The sequence below is a fragment of the Fictibacillus arsenicus genome, assembly GCF_001999465.1.
Taxonomy (GTDB): Bacteria; Bacillota; Bacilli; order Bacillales; family Fictibacillaceae; genus Fictibacillus; species Fictibacillus arsenicus.
Genome location: NZ_MQMF01000016.1, coordinates 1 through 3,121 on the forward strand (window position 1 = coordinate 1; position 3,121 = coordinate 3,121).

A 3,121-nucleotide genomic window follows, 5' to 3' on the forward strand; every position below is an offset into this window, starting at 1 on the left:
CTGCGGCTGAGCAGTTCCGCAAGCTGCGAGACGCGGCCGAGGCCGAGGGGTCCACCATGCTCTCCACTTGGGAGGGTGTGAAGGAGTACATGCCCGCGTATGCGGAGTCTGTGGAGGCGGCGTCGAATGCTACGGGCAAGGCTGCTGATGAGGCGACCTTGTACGGGATCGCCATGGGGCACCTGCCCGACTACATGCAGCCGGCGCAGGAAGCCACTGAGGGTGTTGCTACGGCGGCTGAGGACGCGACCGAGTCCCTGGGTGCACTGGGGCAGGTGGACGCGGGCTCGAACGTGGGTGGCATCGCTGAGGCGATGGGCGTCCTCGCGGATGAGGCCACCGAACTGGACGACAAGCTCGATGGTGTGCTTGACGCGCTGACCCGTATGGGCGTGCTGGAGTCCAACGCGATTTCTGCGACGATGGGCTACCAGGAGGCGCTGGAGAATCTGGCGACTACGGCGGCAGAGAACGCCGCCACGCTGGATCTGACCACGGAGGCGGGCCGAAACAACATGTCGGCCCTCCAGGGCCTCGCGGATGCTGGCCGGGAGCTGCTGGACGCGAACGCGCGTGCTGGCGAGTCTCAGGGCACGCTCCGTGACGGGCTGATCGACACTTACGACACGCTGGTCGCTAACGCTCAGGCGATGGGTCAGTCTGCCACGGAGGCTGATGCGCTGGCCCGGAAGCTGATGGGCATCCCGGCGTCGGTGGACGTGGAGACGTACCTGTCGGACGCAGCCCTGGTTGCTGCTGAGGCGACGGGGAATGCGATTGAGGCGATCCCGGGGTATCGGGGTGTCACGGTCGCGGTCACTGAGGACGGCACCGTTGGCGAGGTCCAGGCGTCGATTGATCAGGTGGACGGCAAGACCGTCTACATGTACGTCACGACGGACGGCACCAAGGAGCGGGTGCAGCAGGAGATCCGTGAGATCAACGGCAAGCAGGTGCCGGTGTGGGTGACGGATGACGGGACCGTTGTTGGTACGCAGGAAGACATTTTCGCCATCACCGGTAAGAACGTTGACGTTACCGCTATCGCCCGCACGGGCGAGGCCGAGAACGCGCTGAACTATGCGGCCCGTACCCGGTACGCCGAGGTGGTCCTGACCGCCCGGTACGGGGACAGCACGCAGAAGGCGGCGCCGGGCTACAGTCAGGCGTTCGCCTCCGGTGGTGTGGCGCGGCTGCCTGGCTACTCGGCGGGTGGGCGTCTGCCGTATACGGGCCTGGGCACGGACATGATCCTGGGTGTCACCGGGTCTGGGATGCCGATTGCCCGGGTGGATGACGGCGAGTGGATCATCAATCAGAAGGCGTCCAAGAAGTTCCACCCGGTGCTCGACGCGATCAACCGTGGCGACCCGTCCGTGAAGCATCTTGCCGGGTATGCCGGGGGTGGTAGGACGGGCCGCGAATGGGCGGCTGTTACTGCTAGCCCGGTCGTGAACGTGACCGCACCCGCCGGCCAGGGCATCAACCCGGGCGAACTGGAAGCAGCAGTCGCAGCAGGCATGGCCCGTTACCGGCCCGTCTTCAAGGTGGGCAGCTACGAAGTCGCCGGCGTCATGCGTGAGGCACAGGACTACATGGGCGGGTGGTGATCGCATGGGTGGCCTTCTCGGGCCAGCCGGTGGGCTGAAGGAAATCAAGTGTGCGTCACGGCTAGACGTTGCCCCGGCGGCGGACACGGTCCTCCAGGTCGCCTCCGGTCTCGACTACGAAACCGAGTGGGTGCAGCTCAGGGCCGGTCGCCCGCCCCGCACCTGGACCGTGGACGTGGGCTCGGCTGAGCCTGCGGACATGGACGTGCTGGCCGAGTTGGAGGAGTGGCAGCGGCTTGACCGCACGCTGTTCGTCTACTACTCGGAGGCCGCGCAGCTGGACAACCTGCTGGACCCGGAGGCGTCGTTGATGCGTCCGGGCCGGTGGGTGGGCGTGCAACGCGGCGGCTCATCCATTGAGCCGGACGCGACGGGGCCGGTGTTCATGCATTCGGCATCGGGACCGCCGGACGGCGGGTGGGTTCACCTGCTGGACGTGCCGGTGCCTTACTGGCGGACGGTCACCGCGTCAATGCTGTTGAGCGCCTATGAGGGGCAGACGGCCCGGCTGGTGGTGACTGAGGTGGGCATCGACGGGACGGATGGCCCTTCCCGTGAGGTGTCCACGTCGGGCGTCCGTGAGCGTGTGACTACCACATTCCGCACTTCGGGGGAGACCGTGGCCCTGCGGTTCGCGGTCCAGGGTGCGGTGACGATTGCCCGCCCGCAGGTGACGCTCACCGATGGCCCCCGCGATTGGGTGCCCGGCCAAGGGTGCCGACATGCGGTGCTCGTCGCCCCAGCGGGTGAGGCCGTTCAGCTCGCCATCCCAGAGAGGTCGTGGGGGCGGCGGTCTTCTTATGGGTGGTCGATCCGTGAGGTGCGCCGCCCCGACTAGTCAACCGTGAAGAGGAGGCCCCATCGTGCCGATGCTGTTGTCTGAGGTTCAGGCGGAAGTCCAGTCGTGGGCGAACTCTCTTAATGGCCGGTATCTCGACTTCGACGGCGCGTATGGGGCGCAGTGTGTGGACCCCGCCTTGCATTATGGTGCCACGGTCCACGGGTACCCTCGCATTCTGGGGCATGGCGCGTTCCTGGCCGGAAACTACATTTCCAAGTACAACTGGGGTGACATTTCCGCGAAGCGGATGCAGCCCGGCGACATGGTTTCCCTGAACTGGGGCGGGTACTACGGGCACGTCCTGATTCTTCTGGCGAAGCTCTCGGACGGGCGTTGGCGGATTCTGGATCAGAACTCGCGGGGCACGGGCGACAACCCGTCCGGGCCGTGCGAGATCCGTACCGTGTCCCTGTCCTCGGGGGTGCTGCGTGTGGCTCGCCCGCCCCGGTACATGGGGGCCACGTCTTCGGCCCCCAGCCCCTCCCCGACTCCTACGCCCGAGCCTGAGCCGAAGCCGGTTCTGACTTCCGCGCAGATCCTTTCCGGCAAGGGCAACATGTCCTCTGACCTAGTGCTGTTCAACGCGGACGCACTGGTGCGGGCCGCTAAGCGGGCCGGTGTCCCCCTGTACCTGGCGGCCGCGCTGATCCGTCAGGAGACCTCCGGCAAG

The 3,121-nt window shown here is 66.7% G+C and carries 3 protein-coding genes; all 3 read left to right on the plus strand.

What is annotated here, in order from left to right; translation table 11 throughout:
• Nucleotides 1-1,610: hypothetical protein (locus UN64_RS21070; protein ID WP_171978986.1), on the plus strand; the 1,610-nt coding region annotated here is incomplete at its 5' end.
• A gap of 4 nt (nt 1,611-1,614) precedes the next feature.
• Complete coding sequence (locus UN64_RS19695; protein WP_077365929.1) at nt 1,615-2,448, plus strand: hypothetical protein; 834 nt, start codon at nt 1,615-1,617, stop codon at nt 2,446-2,448.
• A 31-nt stretch (nt 2,449-2,479) separates the two neighbouring features.
• Nucleotides 2,480-3,121: CHAP domain-containing protein (locus UN64_RS19700; protein ID WP_369073187.1), on the plus strand; the 642-nt coding region annotated here is incomplete at its 3' end.

Bases quoted from the DNA above. Each gene is read 5' to 3' on its own strand.
- UN64_RS19695 (WP_077365929.1), top strand. From the start codon at position 1,615: ATGGGTGGCCTTCTCGGGCCAGCCGGTGGGCTGAAGGAAATCAAGTGT.